The organism is Acutalibacter sp. JLR.KK004, from assembly GCF_036941085.1.
Classification (GTDB): domain Bacteria; phylum Bacillota; class Clostridia; order Oscillospirales; family Acutalibacteraceae; genus Acutalibacter.
The window spans coordinates 1,689,052-1,701,857 of the sequence record NZ_JAYMNQ010000001.1 but is presented as its reverse complement, the minus strand read 5'-3'; the positions used below and the strand labels follow the sequence as shown (position 1 = coordinate 1,701,857).

The window sequence follows — 12,806 nt, the reverse complement described above, 5'->3', positions numbered from 1 at the left end:
CAGAGCATGGCGAACAGCTCCACTGCCGACTCATAGGTTCTCTTTGCCACCGCCCGTGCTTCTTCCAGGTTGGAGCAGGTAAAGTTTGAGCCTGCCGTGTACTTGATACACGCAGGCTCGCACATCTCCACCCCGATATGGGTAACCAACTTACTATAAACCAACTAAAAGAGAACCAACGAAAAGGAGTGAGTGGGGAGCAGCCCGCACCCTTTGGCAGATATAAAAACCTTTTCCTCTCCGAATCCGAGTATGCGGAGCTGAAAGGGGAATACCCAGACAGGCTGGAACGGTTCATTGAGGAATTGAGCGAGTTCATAGCCGCCTACGGGAAAGTGTACGCCAACCATGCCGCCGCTGTCCGTATGTGGGCAAGACGTGACAGGAAAGCCACAGGAAAGAAAGGAATCCCCGATTATTCCTACAAGGAGGGCGAGAGCCTTTGACCGCATAGACACAACGCCCCGTAAACAGGGCGTAAAAAACCATGAACAAGGAGGAAGATTTTATGAGTGATTACGATAACGCCATTTTCCGGCTTGCCACGGCACAGGAAGCAGAGCCGGAGGACTACACCGGGGAGGACGGGCTTTTATATTGCGGGAGCTGCCGCCAGCCCAAAGAAGCCTACTTCCCGGAGGGCAAAACATTTTTCGGACGTGACCGACACCCCAAAGAATGTGACTGCCAGAGAAAACGCCGGGAAACGCTGGAAGCCAGCCACCGGGAATACAAGCACCGGGAGGAAGTGGAACGGCTGAAAAGAATAGGCTTCACCGACCCGGCTATGCGGGAATGGACGTTTGAAAACGACAACGGCAAATGCCCCCAAATGCACAAAGCCCATGCCTATGTGGAGTGTTGGGAGGAAATGAAAGCCGGGAATATCGGCTATCTGTTATGGGGCATGGTAGGCACAGGCAAAAGCTATTTCGCCGGGTGTATCGCCAACGCCCTCATGGAGAAAGAAGTTTCCGTGTGCATGACAAACTTTGCCTTGATACTCAACGACCTTGCCGCCAGCTACAAGGACAGGAACGAATACATAGCCCGCCTTTGCAGCTTCCCTTTGCTTATCCTTGACGATTTCGGTATGGAGCGTGGCACGGAATACGGGCTTGAACAGGTTTACAACGTGATTGACAGCCGATACCGCAGCAGAAAGCCGTTAATAGTCACAACAAACTTGACGCTGGAGGAATTGCAGAACCCGGAGGACACCGCCCACGCCCGCATTTATGACCGCCTTACAGAAATGTGTACCCCCGTCCGCATTACCGGGGAGAATTTCAGAAAAGCCAAAGCAAGGGAGAAAATGGAACAGCTTAAAAAGCTGCTGAACGGAAAGGAGATTTGCCTATGACCGACACGCCCAAGAAAAGCACCACCGCCCGCCGCCCGGATTGCGTGACCGAGGTACGCCGGGGCAACACCGTCCTTGTGGTTTCCGGTTATTTCAAACAAGGCACTACCGCCACCGCCGCCGACAAGATGATGAAAGTGCTGGAAGCCGAAAGCGCAGCCGGACACAAGCCGCCTTTTACTGCCTAAGCCGTGATATGGAAAAGCGGTCATGCCGGGGAGCGTGACCGCAAGAATTAAATATGGATTTGGAAATCAGCAAAATCAAATATACCGTTGCCTTGCTCTAATCTGCCTTCTCCTGCTAATTGACTAAAGGCTTTTTCAATACTGTTTATTATATTTACAGGAATATTTAGCTGGTGATGTGCGGGCAAAACACGTTCTACGTCCAAATGCTGAATCTTTTTAACAGACTGCCAAAAAAGTTGAGGGTCTGTTGTGGGATAAAAAGCGTCAAGACAGCCACTATATATCAAGTCGCCGGAATACAAGTATTTCCGTTCCGGTTCATAGAAACAGCAATGACCGGGTGAATGACCGGGAGTGTGAATAACTGTTATTTTTCGCTCTCCCAAGTCCAAACAATCACCGTCATGTAAAATTTGTTGCGGAGAAATTTTAGGCAGTTGATAACTGTCAATGGAAAAATCCAAAGGAAAATCACAGGGCTTACATACAAGATTATGTTTTACTGCTTGTAACGGAATGGGAAATTTGATTGATAACCAGTCCTTTTCCGCTTCGTGGACTGCAATATTTTCAAAATATTTATGACCGCCAATGTGATCCCAATGTATATGCGTTGTTACAACCAAGACAGGAAGCAAGGTTAAGCTATCCACCACTTTTTTGATATTTGCAACTCCTAATCCAGTATCAATCAGTAATGCGTTTTTTACTCCGCATAACAGATAACAGTGGGTTTCTTCCCAATGCTTATCCTCATTGATTGCAAATGTATTATCATCAATTTTACTTACAGAGAACCAATTATCCATTTGCCACCTCTCATATCGCTAAAGCTATTGTTTGAAAACAAAGATAGTATAGCACAGAAATTTGAAATTTTCCACCTCAAACACTTTGCGATAAACCTTAATAAAAAAATGTGATATTTTTCGATATAAAGTAGCAAAAAGGACTGTACAGCAAGCCCCGCCCTATGGTATAATAGACCTACGGAATAGTGGGGCTGGCTGTCGGAAATGGAGGAAACCATGACAAGACAGACCACCCAAAAACTGATTACCGCCCTATATCCGAGATTGTCGCACGAGGACACGCTCCAAGGCGAATCCAACTCCATAAGCAACCAGAAGCGAATCCTTGAAGCCTACGCAAAACAGAACGGCTTTTCCAACCTCAAATGGTACACGGACGACGGATTCTCCGGGGCAAATTTTTGTTGAGGTAAGATAACGATACCTTTTTTGCAGAGGGTGTTATCTTACCTCTTTTTGATGTATGTTAGATAGCATAACTCTTTACGTCGGCTCCTATCTGTCTGAAATAGGAGATACTTTCAGTAGGCTTGTCGCCTGTATCAACTCTGCCGACAAAGCTATAAAAGATTTCGATTTTGCGGGTGTTCGTTTCCTTATCCAGTTCGTGAATAAGAATACGGTCAATAAATTCATGGACGTTTTCGTAGGTCAGTTCTTCAATCGCTGTGTATCTGCGTACCAGTGCGACAAACCTTTTTACGTCCGCGCTGCGCTCGGTGGCGTTGTCGATTTCCTGTGACAGCTCCGCAATCCTCCGGGTCAGCGTCTTTTTTTCTTCATCATAGCCGGAAGTCAGAAAAGCAAATTGTTCATCTGAAAGTTTCCCTAAAGCGTTGTCCTCGTAGAGCTTGCGGAATAAGATGTTCAGCTCGTTCATACGGTTCTGTGCCTTGTCAAGCTCTTTCCGCTGCTGTGTCAGCGTTTTTTGTACTGCCTTTGCGCTGCACTCGTTGGCGGTTTCGATAAACTCCTGTTCATGCTCTTTCACATAAGACGTTACGCGCTGCAAGTCTGCAAGGACAAGTTCTTTTAATACGCTTTTGCGGATATAATGCGTAGTGCAGAGCATATCATTTCTTGCCCGGTTACGGTAGTTGCCGCAAGTGTAGGCGTGTTTCCGTTCAAGCGTCCCGGCTCCGCGTACTGCATACATTTTGTAGCCGCAGTCCCCACAAAAGAGCAGCCCGGAAAACAGGTCAATTTCATCAACCTTTGTCGGGCGTTGCCGGGTGGCAATCCGCTTCTGTGCAAGTTCAAAGGTTTCTTCATCAATCAAAGGTTCGTGAGTGTTGGGGAAGAAATACCTTTTTTCCTCCGGGTTCTTTTTCGTCTTTTTCGACTTATAAGATACCTTGTAGGTTTTCCCGGTTATGGTATGCCCTAAATACTCTTTCCTTGTCAGAATGTCGTACAGTGTCTTATCCGGCCAGTTGTACCATGCGTTGAGCTGTGGGCGGGGGTGGCGTTTGCTCCCTGTCCTGCGGTAGCGCAGTTCCCCGACGGTCAATATCTCATTGTCCCGCAGCCAGTTCTGGATTTCACACATACGGTCGCCCCGTACATACATTGCAAAAATCTGTTTTACGACGTGTGCCGTTTCCGGGTCGGGTATCAGATGATTGCGGTTATCCGGGTCGATAAGGTAGCCGTAGGTGATGTGATTCTCAAAAGCAGTGTTTCTACCAGCAGGCCGATCAGTTCCCCGATGCCCATAGCATCCAACTGGCCCTGCACATCCCCCAAGACGGTGGCGAAATCTATGCTGGTGCTGCCCGTGATAATGCCCGCGCTTTGCTGGACAATATGCTGTCCCAGCTCAAATATCGCTATTGTAATATCAAAGGTGTGCGTAACCAGATAGACAGCGACAAATGCCTTGAAAATCCACTTGTAGATGGTGAAAGTGTCAAAGTCGTGGAGATTGTTCCTGTCAATAATCATGGTGATAAGCTCATAGGTCAGGACAAAGGTTATTATCAGCCCCGCGACTGGCACCACCACGTTATCGCTCAGATTGCGTATCATGGAGAAAACTCCGGCATTCCATGCCGCCGGAGTTTGCCCCACTTCTCCCGCTACCTCCCCGACCTGCGTGTTAATCTGGTCAAACATCCCGCTGAAATTGCCTAAAATGCACTCTATCAGGATGGATTTGAGCCATTCTTGTATCGTGTCGAGGATATTCAGCATGGTTTAGTCCTCTGGCCTACACCGTAAACAGGTTGGACAGCAGGGGAATGAGCTGCATCCCGATCAGGGCCACGCCGCCGCCCGCCATGAGCTGTTTCATGCCCTGCGACTTCGCGCCGGGGTTATCGTTGCCGTAGCCTTCCAGCAGGTTAATGACGCCCCAAACGCCCAGGCCAGCGCCGAGGGCAATCACGAGGACCTTCAAAGTGTTGATAGCCGAAGTGAAAAATTCCATTAGATTACCTCCATATTTGTTGTCAGATTGATTGAGTGGTTGAGCATGAAGAACCGCCCCCGGACAAGTCAGGAGGCGGCACGGGTGTCGGGGGGGGCGCTCTCACCATACGGGTTTTGTCCAACATGGGCATCACTCCTTTGTGTTGAGAATAAAAAAACCGCTCCCTGAACAGGTCAGGAGGCGGTATCATCAGGATCAGGCGGCGCGTCTAACTCGCAGCACTCGTAGGAATCGTTGGGCTGGACAGTAAGATAGCGGCTCAGGTATTTCTTTACATCAAAAGCGTTTTTCTTACTGAAATCCAGAAGATTTTTATATTGCGGATGCCTGGTAATATCAAACTTGTCGCTGAAAAAGGGCCTCACGCCCTGCACTTGCAGGATGCACTTGCCGTTGTCCATGACAGCCAGCTCATCCTGGCTCATCAATTCTTTCCCCAGCTTTTGATAGTTGATCCCCATGCTCCGCTGACTGCCTCTGGTGTCGCTGGTGTTGAAAAGATCAATGGTTTCCTTGCCTAAAGTTTCGGAAATTTCCTTTAATGTGCTTCTCTCCTTACCTCCGAGGAACAAAACACAGGAGCAGTTGCCGATGATGGTTTCAGCGTGGTCCTTATAGACCGCTTTAAGTTGGCTCTGCGTCTGTACCACGATATGGGCGGAAATCTCACGGCTTCGGATCACGCTGATAAGGTGCTGAAAATTGGGTATCTTCTGGTTGGCGAACTCATCCAGCAGACAGGTGACGTGCTGTTTCAGCGCACCTCCATTCTGTAAGGCCCTGTCGCACAGAACATTGAACATCTGCGTGTAGACCATGGCTGATATGAAATTGAACGTCATGTCTGTGTCAGATACGATACAGAACAGGGCCGTTTTCCTGTCCCCAATCAGCTCCAATTCCAGATCATCCCCCTCCATCATCTGCCGGACTTCCGCAATATCAAAGGGGGCCATCCTTGCGCCGCAGGAAATCAGAATCGACTTAGCTGTTTTGCCCGCCGCTAACTTGTATTTGCGGTACTGGCGGACAGCGAAATGGTCCGGCTTTTCCGCTTCAAGCTGGTCAAAGAGCATATCCACGGCATTTTTGAATGTCTCATCTTCCTCCCGAACCTCGGAGGCGTTGAGCATATCCAACAGCATGGTCATGTTCTTTTCTTCCTCCGGGGCCTCATACCAAATATAGGCGATCAATGCCTGATAATAGAGGGCTTCGGCCTTCGCCCAAAAATCCTCACCGCCCTTGCTGTCCTCGCCCTTGGTATTTTCCATGATACAGTTGACCAGCTTCAGAATGTCGTTTTCACAGTAGATATAGCGGAACGGATTGTATCTCATTGTCTGCTTAAAGTTGATGGTATTGAGTATTTTTATCTCATATCCACCCATTTGGAGCATTTTACCACATTCTTCCACGACTGTACCTTTTGGTAATGTCAAGTAGGGAATAAGAAAAAGTGTATCTTCTTTTCAGTTGGTTACACTGTCCTTGTCATTCTCGATAAGCCGCACTACCTTATCCGTAAAGGTTTCCCGGCTGGTTTCGCTGAAATGGATATGAATGTCAAAGGTGGTGTTCCCTATCCGCTTCACAAGGTCGGGCTTCACGTCCAGAGGGGCGGCAGGGCGGCTGGTCTTGCTGGTGTCATAGTTCATAGGCTCTCCTTTCCGTTCATCAATCCCCTTAACCGTTCCATTTTCCCCTGTGCCGTGGCTTTCCTGATGTTCTCCCCGGTAATGCAGACAGGGCAGCACATTTCAAGCAGACGGTCATAAATCCGGGCATGGGCGGTGTCCTCCGGGTGCTGTAATTCCTCCAGCGTCAAATTCGTTGTGACAATTAGCGGCTTCCGGCTTCGGTATCGGCTGTCAACCACGTTGTAAACCTGTTCAAGCCCGTATTCCGTTCCGCGCTCCATGCCGAAATCGTCAAGGATAAGCAGAGGGAAGCGGCAAAGGCGGTCTATGTATTCGTTCCTGCCCTTGTAGCTGGCGGCAAGGTCATTGAGGATAAGGGCAAAATTTGTCATGCAAACGGAAATCTCACGCTCCATAAGGGCGTTGGCGATACACCCGGCGAAATAGCTCTTGCCTGTGCCTACCTTGCCCCATAGCAGATAGCCGATATTTTCCGCTTTCATTTCCTCCCAGTTCGCCGTATAGAATAAAGCCTTATCCATTTGGGGGCATTTGCCGTTGTCATTTTCAAAAGTCCACTGGCGCATGGCGGCGTTGGAAAATCCCCGGCGTTTCAGTTCTTCCACGGTGTCGCGGTGCTTGCGCTCCCGGTCGGCGGCTTCCTGCTTTTCCCGGCGTTTGCGCTGGCAGTCACATTCTTTCGGGTGTCGGTCACGTCCGAAAAGCCCCTTTCCCTCGGTGAAGTAGGCTTCTTTGGGCTGGCGGCAGCTCCCGCAATATAAAAGCCCGTCCTCGCCTGTGTAGTCCTCCGGCTCTGGCTCTGTTTCTGTGGCAAGCCGGAAAATGGCGTTATCATAATCACACATAAAATCGTCCTCCTTGTTCATGGTCTTATTCACGCCCTGTTTACGGGGCGTTTTATCTCCGCTGTCAAAGGCTCTCGCCCTCCTTGTAGGAATAATCGGGGATTCCCTTTTTCGGGTTCTCCTTTTTCTCCCTGTCCGCCCACCTGTAAAGCGTGGCGGCATGGCTTACATAGTCATTCCCGCTGGAAGCAATATACCGGCTCATTTCCTCGATAAGCCGTTCAAGGCAGTCCGGGTATTCCTGCTTCAGCTCCGCATATTCCCTTTCAGTGAGGAAAACATTCTGGTATTTGCCATAGGGCGCGGGCTGCTCCCCACTCACTCCCATTAGTTGATTCTCTTTTAGTTTGTTTATATTTATTTGATTAGGGTAAAGTTTTCTTGATGTCATAGGTAAAGTTTCCTTTAGGTCTGATGTACAGTTTTCTTTATGACTGACATCAAGATTTCTTTGTGTCATAGGTAAAGAAACCTTTACTACTTCCGGCACTTTTACATAAAGGCGGTTCGGCGCGGAAAATCCCCGGCGTTCCCTCTCCAAAAGCCCGGCAGCGTCCAGCTCATTCAGTGCGCTTTGTATCGTCATGGTGCTTTTATCCAGTATTTCCGCTATCTCCGTAATGGGATAGACAATGTATGTCCTGCCCTCGCTGTCCTGCCAGCCGTTCTTCTGTGAGAGGGCGGAACGGTCAAGGAGCAGCGCATAGAGCAGCTTCGCCGTCTGTGGCAAGTCCATTTTCAGCAGGAAACGGGGGTAGCGGAAAAACGGCGGCATTATCGTTTCAGTTGTGATGTATTCAGCTATGGTTTTCACCTCCTGTCTGTGGCTTCTGTTACGCATTTAAAACGGCTTTTCCGGGGGTAAAGGATAAAAGTATCGCATACCCATTGAGCAGTAGCCGCAAAGCCTTGATTTACGGGGGTTCTGTATTTTCTAAAGCGTGACATTTCCCCCTCTGTTTCCGCTTGCGCTGTGCGGCTCTGGCTCTTTTCATTCGTCCGGCGCAGTCCGGGCGGTATTTCCCCCGGTTCGATTTGGGGAGAAACTGACCGCCGCACTCGGTACAGCGTTTCAGTTCTGCCCGGTGCAAAAGGGCGGCTTCCAGCTTCCAGTCAAGAGGAAGAACAGCAGAGATAAACCAGCGGCATAGGAGCGAATAACTGATACTCTGCACACATACACAAGGCTCGCCATAGTCCAGCGCAATACAGTTGCCGTTGTCATAGTTGCAGCACTCATGCACAAGCCGACAAGCCGCCCGGTGCTGGCGGTAGTCCATGTAGGGGCATTTACCGTTCATTATCCCGCCCCTTTCCGCGCCCCGGCTCGCGCCTTAAAATCTGCTCAATGTTACTCTTGACGGTCTGCAATTCTTTTTTGCGCTCCCTCTTTTCCCGGTACTCGTTGTAAAGGCTGTTCTTTTCCCTCATAAGCTGCTCAATCTCCGCTTGTAAGGTCTTGGACGCTGGCAGCTTGGAGATTCCCTTTGATTTAAAATACCGGGTGGCAGCTTCGGCTATCATAAATTCGCTTTCGTGCTGCTCCCGGTAGTTTTTGCGGGCTTTCTCTGTTTTCTGTGCTTTCAGCCCGTCACGGGCAGGCTTGGTCTTGATGTATGCCAATAGCTGTTTCTGCAAGTCCTTTTTCTCATGCAAGGTGCTTTCCACGGTTTTCAGTTCGGCGTGGACGCTGTTCAGCTCCGCGCTGGCGGCGGCAAGGGCGGCTTCCAGTTCTTCCGGGGAAGAAAAGCCGGATTCCTCGTAAATGCTTATGGTCGCCGCCATTTGCTTTAGGTTGTGCAAAGTCGCCCATTTCTCGTAGCCTTTCCCCTTGCCCTCGGCTCTCTTGGCGGCTATGTCTACCATGCGCTGTACTCCGTCCTGTTTCGGGGCGTTTATGGCGGCTTTGTTACGCTGTAAGCGGTCTTTTATGCTCCGGGGGTATTCCCGTTTGGGTAGGGGCTTTTCGGCGGCTCTGGCGGCGTTCTGTGCGTTTAGGGTGAGTGCTTCCAGTACGGCGGCACGGTCAAAATCATCACCCAGTTTCCGGGCGGTGATTGGCTTCGTCCTGTCCGGCGTGAGATAGCTCAACCTCCCCCGGCTCTCTTTGACGGTCACACCTTGCTGTAACAGTTTCCCGGAAAAGTCCTCAAAAGAAGTAGCAGAGGACAGGGCGGCGCGGATCGTGCGCCGCAGCTTCTCCTTGTCCGTTTCAAACTTGGTCGGTTTGGGCGGCTCTCCTTTGGCAGCAAGGGAAACATTTTCTTTATCCAGTGCGGCTTGTCCTTTCCGCTTCGCCCAATACTCACGCTCGGTAACTCGGTTCTTGCTCCCATGCAATAAATCAATCTGATAGAGATTTTCCCGGTGGCACATCTCCATGACTTCCGCTTTGAAATACTCCATAGCAGCGTCCGTACAGCGGTGCTTGCAGCCCTCCTTTGTGTCCGCTGGTCTTTCCATGTAGGGAAGCAGCGGCACTTCCGCAATCCGTAGGGAATTGATTACGATATGCACATGAATGTTGCCGCTGTGGTTATGCCCGTCCGGGTGGGTGCATACAAGGGCTTGGTGTCCGGGGAAATGCTCTTTACAGAACTGCTCGCCTAACTGTTGCGCCCGGTCTACGGTCAAGCCGTTATCGGTTGCGTCACGGGGGTCAAAGCTGATAATGTAATGGTGGCTCTTTACGTCCTCCCGTTTTTGGTTCTTGCCGTATTTCAGATTGGAGCGCATACACGCTATGGCAAAATCTTCCCCGCCGCAATTAAGGGAAGATATGCGGTAATCGTCACGGAGAACAAGCCGCCCATTTTTATCAAGCGTGGGCTTCATGGTAAACTCGTCATGCTCAAAGGTTAGGTACTGCTCGGCAGCTCCATAGTCGGCATTTTTAGAGCTGATATGTTTGAACGTTGCCAACGGCTTCACCTACTTTCTGCAAGACTTCAAACTTCAAGGCGGCAAGCTCGGATATGGCAGCTCGTACCTCTTGGGAGAGGGCGTTATAAGGTGCGCCGTACTCGTTCAGACAGCGGGCAATCTGATTCAAGTTGCCGCCGATTTTTCCATACTCGGCGGTTAGCTTCCCAACGGCAGAGAGTAATTCATCATTAACCGGGGAAACGGTGATAACCGGGCGTATGCTTGACTTGATAAGGGCTTGCCGGATATATTCAGACTGGCTCATTTTGCAGAGGGAAACGCGCTCGGAAAACTCTGTATATTCTTCCTCGGTCAAGCGTGTCTTGATAACCCGGCGGCGGTGGGGCGTGTTGTATTTTCTCATGGCTGTGAACCTCCTTTCGTGGGTGGATTTTTTCAAGCGGCGCAAGCCGCAAAAGGCGGGCTTGGGGTGGCAACCCCAACAAGATTCCCGCAGGACAAAATGAGCCGGTAGGCGAAATTTGGTACTGTGGTAGAATCTTGCTCTTAGTAACTGACGGATTCCGCTGTGCTGGCTTTTGCCGTTTTCCCCCGGCTTGCATGGCGTGGATTCTGCCAATTTTGCGGCGGTATTTTCCCATACAGTAAAGCCGGAACTAAGCAAAATGGGCGCAAAAAAACAGGAAACCTTTTTTCTTTGATTTCCTGTTTCGTATCTTCGCCAATAGCGGCGGTTATCCTGTTGTTATTCCCCGGAAGTAAACTTGTAGCCTATGCCTAAAACGGTCTTTATGTAGGTGGGGCGGCGGCTGTCCGGCTCTATCTTTTTCCGTAGATTGCATATCACATTTGTCACGTTTGACTGGTAGCTTTCACTCTCCATGCTCCACACGGCTTCAAAGATTTGCGCCTTTGTGAACACCCTCCCCGGACTGGCAGCAAGATAGCAGAGTGCGCCGTATTCCAGACGGGTGAGAGAAACATCAATTCCGTTTTTCAGTACCCGGCGTTGATGTAATCTGATTTCCAATCCCGGAAAAATAAGTGCCGGAGAATGGGGCGGCTGTATGGCTTCCAGCGGTATCATATCCGCAAGGGCGGCTATGGCTTTCTCAACCGCTTTTTCCTCGGTATCATTGAATATCAGCATGGCTATTTTCCCGACAAACCTCACCTCCTGTCATGCCGCCTTTTTCAGTCAAAGCGGAACTGGAACAGGGCAGTAATGAGCCGCCGTTTTATGCTGTCCTCGGTGTCTGTGTTGACGTACCCGTTTTCAAGGGCGGCAAAGCGGATTCGTTTGCTGTAATGCCGTAAAACCTCGTCCACGGCTTCCGGCTCGCCGTTTGTCGCCCGGACAATGGTTTCATATGGCACAAGGTTAGTATTCCCCATGTGAAAATCCCTCCATTTCTCTCTGCAACATCTGTAATGCGCTGTGTATGTAATGCCATGCCGTACTCTTACAATGCCCGTATAAATCCGCGATTTCCTGCTGTGTGTAATTCCCGAAAAAGTAAAGGTAAATGATTTCCCTCTTTTTCTCCGACAGGGATAGCAGGGCGGCGGCAAGCTCCCCATTGGTGAGGATGATTGTCTGACCGCATATCGTAACGGGGTATTGTTCGTAAGGTGATTTGAGAAATTCGTCTGATGTGCTTAGAGGGTAGAACTTTTCTTCTGTGAGGTATTCAAAGGATATTTCTTTTTGCCGCCGCCTGTTCCTGTCGCGCCATGCGTTGATAGCGGCATAGCGTATGACGACTTTGCAAAAGCCATTGAAAGAATACATGATGTGTTCCTTGTATGCTTCTGTGCAATCCATAGAAATTTCCCCCTTTCTCCCACATGGGGCGGTGCATGGTTTACAGTTGCTTTTTATAATTCAGAGGGGCGGCAGCGTTTGCGGCTGTCGCCCCTTGATTATCTATCTGTAAAACTACGTGGGCTATTAACGGCAATATAAAACAGTATTTATTTTGCCATTAGCTCCCCGACTGATTTATAAAACATTATTTTTCCTGTGCAGGTGCGACTTTTGCATATCCTTCCCATGCAAACAAGGCTTCTTTTGATTCATCTGCAACCATTTTCTCAATATTGCAGAGATATAAGTAATGGTCGCCGGATTCTATTGTCTGTGCAAGTGACACCACAAAGGCAATTCGTGAATCCTCCGGGATTTGAATATCGCTTCCCTCTACTTTCTGTAATGCAATCGGAGTTTCTTTCAGCTTGTCCTTTTGACCGCCGTTAGAAGAACCAAATGCCATTACTGCGCCATTCAGACTTATTCCCGGAGCTGCAAGAACCGCTTTTCCTGTTCTACGGATATTCTCGCCGGAATTAGCTGCTTTACCCATTGCAAATGCAAGCATGGGTGGATTGAAAGAGGAATACATAAAGAACGATACCGGAGCCATATTGAGGCTTCCGTCCTCCTTTGTTGTGCAAACCAACATAAGCGGGTCGGGAGAAGTGATTGCTGTTGCTTGACCAATGTTAATTTCTTTCATGTTAATTTTCCTTTCTGTACAGTGTTTTGATTTACAGTGTAGCCTTTATTGACTTTTGCTGATAAGATTATTATACTTAGTTTGCAAACTTCTTCAAGTAC

General features: G+C 49.4%; 16 protein-coding genes and 3 pseudogenes. 4 read left to right on the top strand and 15 right to left on the bottom strand.

What is annotated here, in order from left to right:
* Positions 1–188: 188 nt before the first annotated feature.
* The 3 genes from VSQ30_RS09260 (at position 189) to VSQ30_RS09250 (ending at position 1,551) form a co-directional block, all read left to right on the top strand.
* Positions 189–446 carry a hypothetical protein gene (locus VSQ30_RS09260; RefSeq protein WP_502876224.1) on the top strand — a complete coding sequence of 86 codons (258 nt, stop codon included), beginning with the start codon at positions 189–191 and terminating at the stop codon, positions 444–446.
* A gap of 62 nt (positions 447–508) precedes the next feature.
* The gene (locus VSQ30_RS09255) at positions 509–1,363 is read left to right on the top strand and encodes an ATP-binding protein (RefSeq protein WP_016300909.1); all 855 of its coding nucleotides are present in this window, start codon (positions 509–511) and stop codon (positions 1,361–1,363) included.
* A complete protein-coding gene (locus VSQ30_RS09250) occupies positions 1,360–1,551 on the top strand; it encodes a transposon-encoded TnpW family protein (RefSeq protein WP_016300908.1) in 192 nt (63 codons plus the stop codon). The genes VSQ30_RS09255 and VSQ30_RS09250 overlap by 4 nt, the downstream gene beginning before the upstream one ends.
* A 47-nt stretch (positions 1,552–1,598) precedes the next feature.
* Here VSQ30_RS09250 and VSQ30_RS09245 read toward each other — a convergent pair whose 3' ends face one another.
* Positions 1,599–2,363: an MBL fold metallo-hydrolase gene (locus VSQ30_RS09245; protein WP_334463608.1), complete on the bottom strand. Its 765-nt coding sequence runs from the start codon at positions 2,361–2,363 to the stop codon at positions 1,599–1,601.
* A gap of 219 nt (positions 2,364–2,582) precedes the next feature.
* Between VSQ30_RS09245 and VSQ30_RS09240 the strand changes: the two are divergent.
* Positions 2,583–2,768 (top strand): annotated as a pseudogene (locus VSQ30_RS09240) (recombinase family protein); the annotation flags it as partial.
* Between the two features lie 64 nt (positions 2,769–2,832).
* Here VSQ30_RS09240 and VSQ30_RS09235 read toward each other — a convergent pair.
* The 14 genes and pseudogenes from VSQ30_RS09235 to VSQ30_RS09170 form a co-directional block, all read right to left on the bottom strand.
* Positions 2,833–4,020, bottom strand: a pseudogene (locus VSQ30_RS09235) (DUF4368 domain-containing protein); the annotation flags it as partial.
* Positions 3,981–4,481, bottom strand: a complete 501-nt coding sequence (locus VSQ30_RS09230) for a VirB6/TrbL-like conjugal transfer protein, CD1112 family (RefSeq protein WP_334464840.1) — start codon at positions 4,479–4,481, stop codon at positions 3,981–3,983. The gene VSQ30_RS09230 and the pseudogene VSQ30_RS09235, both read right to left, overlap by 40 nt.
* Before the next feature lie 94 nt (positions 4,482–4,575).
* On the bottom strand, positions 4,576–4,794 hold the full coding sequence (locus VSQ30_RS09225; RefSeq protein ID WP_334463606.1) for a Maff2 family mobile element protein: 219 nt from the start codon (positions 4,792–4,794) through the stop codon (positions 4,576–4,578).
* Positions 4,795–4,970: 176 nt separating this feature from the next.
* A pseudogene (locus VSQ30_RS09220) lies at positions 4,971–6,239 on the bottom strand (VirD4-like conjugal transfer protein, CD1115 family); the annotation flags it as partial.
* Between the two features lie 30 nt (positions 6,240–6,269).
* Positions 6,270–6,455 carry a transposon-encoded TnpW family protein gene (locus VSQ30_RS09215; RefSeq protein WP_334463604.1) on the bottom strand — a complete coding sequence of 62 codons (186 nt, stop codon included), beginning with the start codon at positions 6,453–6,455 and terminating at the stop codon, positions 6,270–6,272.
* On the bottom strand, positions 6,452–7,303 hold the full coding sequence (locus tag VSQ30_RS09210; RefSeq protein ID WP_334463602.1) for an ATP-binding protein: 852 nt from the start codon (positions 7,301–7,303) through the stop codon (positions 6,452–6,454). The genes VSQ30_RS09215 and VSQ30_RS09210 overlap by 4 nt, the downstream gene beginning before the upstream one ends.
* A gap of 64 nt (positions 7,304–7,367) precedes the next feature.
* Positions 7,368–8,144: a replication initiator protein A gene (locus VSQ30_RS09205; RefSeq protein ID WP_334463601.1), complete on the bottom strand. Its 777-nt coding sequence runs from the start codon at positions 8,142–8,144 to the stop codon at positions 7,368–7,370.
* Positions 8,145–8,217: 73 nt separating this feature from the next.
* Entirely contained in the window at positions 8,218–8,604 is a 387-nt protein-coding gene (locus tag VSQ30_RS09200) for a cysteine-rich VLP domain-containing protein (RefSeq protein WP_334463599.1), read from the bottom strand.
* Positions 8,594–10,225: a relaxase/mobilization nuclease domain-containing protein gene (locus VSQ30_RS09195; RefSeq protein ID WP_334463597.1), complete on the bottom strand. Its 1,632-nt coding sequence runs from the start codon at positions 10,223–10,225 to the stop codon at positions 8,594–8,596. Before VSQ30_RS09195 ends, VSQ30_RS09200 begins: the two co-directional genes overlap by 11 nt.
* Positions 10,197–10,592, bottom strand: a complete 396-nt coding sequence (locus VSQ30_RS09190) for a plasmid mobilization protein (RefSeq protein WP_334463595.1) — start codon at positions 10,590–10,592, stop codon at positions 10,197–10,199. The genes VSQ30_RS09195 and VSQ30_RS09190 overlap by 29 nt, the downstream gene beginning before the upstream one ends.
* 342 nt (positions 10,593–10,934) lie before the next feature.
* Positions 10,935–11,339 (bottom strand): winged helix-turn-helix domain-containing protein, encoded by a 405-nt coding sequence (locus VSQ30_RS09185; protein ID WP_334463593.1) that lies wholly within the window; start codon positions 11,337–11,339, stop codon positions 10,935–10,937.
* A gap of 44 nt (positions 11,340–11,383) precedes the next feature.
* On the bottom strand, positions 11,384–11,584 hold the full coding sequence (locus VSQ30_RS09180; RefSeq protein ID WP_057572164.1) for a helix-turn-helix domain-containing protein: 201 nt from the start codon (positions 11,582–11,584) through the stop codon (positions 11,384–11,386).
* Positions 11,571–12,014 carry an RNA polymerase sigma factor gene (locus VSQ30_RS09175; protein WP_334463591.1) on the bottom strand — a complete coding sequence of 148 codons (444 nt, stop codon included), beginning with the start codon at positions 12,012–12,014 and terminating at the stop codon, positions 11,571–11,573. Before VSQ30_RS09175 ends, VSQ30_RS09180 begins: the two co-directional genes overlap by 14 nt.
* Positions 12,015–12,201: 187 nt before the next feature.
* Positions 12,202–12,705 (bottom strand): flavin reductase family protein, encoded by a 504-nt coding sequence (locus VSQ30_RS09170; RefSeq protein ID WP_334463588.1) that lies wholly within the window; start codon positions 12,703–12,705, stop codon positions 12,202–12,204.
* Between the last annotated feature and the right edge of the window lie 101 nt (positions 12,706–12,806).

Excerpts from the sequence above, each read along its gene's own strand:
- VSQ30_RS09225 (WP_334463606.1), bottom strand. The coding sequence starts at position 4,794 with ATGGAATTTTTCACTTCGGCTATCAACACTTTGAAGGTCCTCGTGATT.
- VSQ30_RS09180 (WP_057572164.1), bottom strand. The coding sequence starts at position 11,584 with ATGGGGAATACTAACCTTGTGCCATATGAAACCATTGTCCGGGCGACA.
- VSQ30_RS09245 (WP_334463608.1), bottom strand. The coding sequence starts at position 2,363 with ATGGATAATTGGTTCTCTGTAAGTAAAATTGATGATAATACATTTGCA.
- VSQ30_RS09230 (WP_334464840.1), bottom strand. The coding sequence starts at position 4,481 with ATGTTTGACCAGATTAACACGCAGGTCGGGGAGGTAGCGGGAGAAGTG.
- VSQ30_RS09175 (WP_334463591.1), bottom strand. The coding sequence starts at position 12,014 with ATGGATTGCACAGAAGCATACAAGGAACACATCATGTATTCTTTCAAT.
- VSQ30_RS09205 (WP_334463601.1), bottom strand. The coding sequence starts at position 8,144 with ATGCGTAACAGAAGCCACAGACAGGAGGTGAAAACCATAGCTGAATAC.
- VSQ30_RS09255 (WP_016300909.1), top strand. The coding sequence starts at position 509 with ATGAGTGATTACGATAACGCCATTTTCCGGCTTGCCACGGCACAGGAA.
- VSQ30_RS09215 (WP_334463604.1), bottom strand. The coding sequence starts at position 6,455 with ATGAACTATGACACCAGCAAGACCAGCCGCCCTGCCGCCCCTCTGGAC.
- VSQ30_RS09250 (WP_016300908.1), top strand. The coding sequence starts at position 1,360 with ATGACCGACACGCCCAAGAAAAGCACCACCGCCCGCCGCCCGGATTGC.
- VSQ30_RS09190 (WP_334463595.1), bottom strand. The coding sequence starts at position 10,592 with ATGAGAAAATACAACACGCCCCACCGCCGCCGGGTTATCAAGACACGC.
- VSQ30_RS09185 (WP_334463593.1), bottom strand. The coding sequence starts at position 11,339 with ATGCTGATATTCAATGATACCGAGGAAAAAGCGGTTGAGAAAGCCATA.
- VSQ30_RS09200 (WP_334463599.1), bottom strand. The coding sequence starts at position 8,604 with ATGAACGGTAAATGCCCCTACATGGACTACCGCCAGCACCGGGCGGCT.
- VSQ30_RS09170 (WP_334463588.1), bottom strand. The coding sequence starts at position 12,705 with ATGAAAGAAATTAACATTGGTCAAGCAACAGCAATCACTTCTCCCGAC.
- VSQ30_RS09210 (WP_334463602.1), bottom strand. The coding sequence starts at position 7,303 with ATGTGTGATTATGATAACGCCATTTTCCGGCTTGCCACAGAAACAGAG.